This window comes from Phyllobacterium sp. P5_D12 (assembly GCF_054049495.1).
Genome location: NZ_JBFUMG010000496.1, coordinates 1 through 3,300 on the forward strand (window position 1 = coordinate 1; position 3,300 = coordinate 3,300).

3 protein-coding genes are annotated in these 3,300 nt (G+C 56.4%); 2 read left to right on the forward strand and 1 reads right to left on the reverse strand.

The genetic code is table 11. From position 1 onward, the window contains the following. On the reverse strand, positions 1–419 hold a 419-nt coding region (locus ACXJ5O_RS22395; protein ID WP_457301819.1), incomplete at its 3' end, for a TetR/AcrR family transcriptional regulator. A gap of 626 nt (positions 420–1,045) precedes the next feature. Between ACXJ5O_RS22395 and ACXJ5O_RS22400 the strand changes: the two genes are divergently transcribed. Further along, the gene (locus ACXJ5O_RS22400; RefSeq protein ID WP_457301820.1) at positions 1,046–1,912 is read left to right on the forward strand and encodes an MBL fold metallo-hydrolase; all 867 of its coding nucleotides are present in this window, start codon (positions 1,046–1,048) and stop codon (positions 1,910–1,912) included. Positions 1,913–1,995: 83 nt separating this feature from the next. Continuing rightward, on the forward strand, positions 1,996–2,532 hold the full coding sequence (locus tag ACXJ5O_RS22405) for a hypothetical protein (RefSeq protein WP_457301821.1): 537 nt from the start codon (positions 1,996–1,998) through the stop codon (positions 2,530–2,532). Positions 2,533–3,300: the final 768 nt, after the last annotated feature.

Sequence of the window (3,300 nt, forward strand, 5' to 3'; positions counted from 1 at the left end):
GCTCTGAAATGTTTGACGAGACGCTCACGCATGAGGGCGCTGTGATCAGCGACCTCCGCGCTGATGTTTCCGAGCAGGCAACCTCTCACAAAGMCGACTGCCCTGAACGCTTCGATCCGGTCATCAAAATAACCTTCCAAGCGGGCAAGCGGCGTAATTTCGGCATCGCAAAGCATGCTGCGAAGCTTGTCCTCATTTCGGTTGAAGTAAGCATCAAGGACGTCAGCACCGAAAACTTCCTTACTCGCGAAATGATTATAGAACGACCCCTTGGGAACTCCGACGCTCTCAGCGATGCCCTGAACGCCCGTCGCGGCATATCCCTCAGTATGAAACATCTGCAACCCCGCCTTGACGAGATTGTCGCGAGTGCCGGGCTTCGGTTTCGGGCCCCGTCGGGCAGCAGGAGAAGATTTCACGCGAGCATCCTTGACTAATTAATTCTGACCGGTCACTTTATAATTGTCGCTTCTCGTAGGAGCGGTGTCAAGAAAAGGCATCTGCGGCAGAAAGAAAAGTTTTGGTTTCAAGGCTGGATACAAAAATTCCCGCCGATGGCGGAATTGAGCTGTCTGCTTGGGTGTTCCTGACCGAGGTGTCGGGCMCGCGTCCTGTGGCACATGGGCTGTACCGGGACCAGAGAACACGGCCTCGAGCGGTTTTCCAGAGCATTCGCAGCCTATCCCGCTGGGCCATTGGCACAATGAGGTACGGTTCGCTCGACAAGAACCGCCCGGATGAACGAACCGGGCAACTGGATTTTAAGCGTCTCGGCGACACCGCTGCTGCTTGTGGTAACGCGCGGAGACATGTTCAACGCACCGACGTTGCACTTGCGACTAACGAGCGCGCCCTTGAATCCAAGTGGCTTGCTTTGATCCCGGGCGGCCGTTTGCCCCCTATCTCGACCAGTTTCCAATGGCGGAGGCGGCCGCCACCGGCGGGTTCCGCGTGACTCTAGCGGCGCCGTACGCGCAACAATTCCACCGCGTTTCCCCCTCGACCCGAACCGACAATCCACCTTCCTCAAGTCATGGAGACAATCATGAGCGCAAACACAGCCTCAAATGGCGGACTTAGCTGGAGCACACTCAATATCGAGCGTCCTGGGCTGAGTCGCGATGTACCGCCCGGCCACGAGGAGCTGATGTGGGTGGCGAATTCGTCAACGCTGATCTACGGCGAGCGCGACGCGGTCCTGGTCGACACCTTCCTCACCACCGAACAGACACAGATTTTGTCGGACTGGGTTGCCGCCAGCGGCAAGAATCTCAGGGCAATCTATATAACCCACGGGCACGGTGATCACTTCTTCGGCCTGGCGCCGCTCCTCGAACGCTTTCCAAACGCCAGGGCCTTTGCGACGCCGGCCGTGGTGGAGGCCATGCATGAACACCTGTCGCCGGCCTCGGTCGAGAACTTCTGGCGCAGGCTTTTTCCAGGGCAAATCCCCGAGCGCCTACTTGTYGCCGAACCGCTGGAAAAAAATGAGCTGGAACTGGAGGGCCACAAGCTTGTGGCGGTGAACGCAGGGCGGACCGATACAGCGGTGTCGACATGCCTGCATGTCCCATCGGCCGGCCTGATCGTCGGGGGCGACGTCGTCTACAACGGCATCCACCCCTATCTCGGTGAAACCACGATCGAGAGCCGGCTCGAATGGGTTTCGACGCTGGATAGGCTCGAAGCCCTTGCTCCCCGCACGGTAATCGCCGGGCACAAGATACCGGAAAATCCTGACGATCCGCGCATCATCGGCGAGACACGGCAATATATCCGCGACTTCAATCGTCTGAACGAGACGACAACGACCGCGCGCGAACTCTATGACGCAATGCTGCAGCTTTATCCCAATCGCGTCAACGTCGGCTCGCTCTGGGGAGCCGCAAACATAGCCAAGAAACAGGCTTGAGTACGGAGACGGGCCGACCGTCGTGATCAGCCCCTTTCTCCTGCAGCCATATTTCAAAAACGCATTCGAACAGAGGATATACAATGCAAAAAATGCTCTTTGCCGCTACCGTCACTCTGACAAGTTTTTTCGCGAGCTTCGCGACTGCAGCCTCGGCAGCCAACAATAACCTGCTGGACACCCGCACCATCAGCACGATCGAATCGCGCTTCAGCAAGCTCATGGAGCTGGCGAACAAGCATGACATCAAGGGCCTGCACGCGATTTTCTGGCAGTCATCCGCCGCTCTTCTGGTCGCGAAGAGTGCGATCCCATCCGAGGGCAACTGGGCGGGCTTCTGGGGCAACGACGCGATCGATCAGAAACTGCACGATATAGCGGCCTCAGGCCCTGTCGTGTTGACACCCGATCTATCCAAACTCAAGGTCGTGGGGCTGACCCCCGATATCGCGGAATCTTATGCGCCTATTGAGATTACCGTCTCCTATGCTGGACAGGACGGAACTCCCAAGCCGTTCCTGATGATCATCAACTGGAAGAAGATCGCGAAGGACTGGAAGGTCGCCTCGGAAATCATCCTGCCCGTGCCGCCCACTACGTCGGCGACTCCGGCTCAATAGGCCCATGACAATGAAATCCTCGTTGTGGCATCTAGTGACGTGTAATTGGATGTTGAGCTCGATATGGGGCGAAGTTCCCGGCTCAAGTTCCATAAAGGATTGATTGCCAAAAGCTTCGAGGGTGGGCCGTAGGTTCAAATCCATCAAGGCGGCTATGAGCGAATTGTTGTAAAACGGAACTTTGACATGGATTGTAGACACTTAGGCTACAATCGAAAGTGCTCGAAATTCGCCTATTATCGGCATTTGATTTTGAACAGAGTTTGAGCTTCAGCAAAATGGTAGGCGATCGCGCGCCCATCGTCCGCTCCGTCGACGGCTGGATATTATGGCGATTTCAAGCTTCAGCCTCGCGATCCATCCCAGTAACAACTGACTGGCCGGGTACCGCCGCGATGGCGCACCCGGTGTTTTCCCTCGCTAGAAAGGGGCACAAAAATAAGACGACCGCGTCGCCCTTATCGGTCGGCGAAAGCAACAGGGTCTTGTCTGTATTGGCGCTGATCAAAGGATGACCCTACGCCGCGAATATTCAGTCCAGGCTGTGCCGTCATGACTTCGGCGCACGTCACGCGGCGGATGATTTTGAACCAAGCCGACATTCCTAAAATCGCTGATAGGCTGACCCAGGGAGAGACCGTTCAGACTTCATCAGATATCTTGCGGCCTTGATTGCGCCGATGGCCAACGAGTCATCATACTATCCCCGATTCGGACGCTGYCAGCTTTAGCACTCCTATCATTCGAGTGCCAATGAGGGTATGAAGG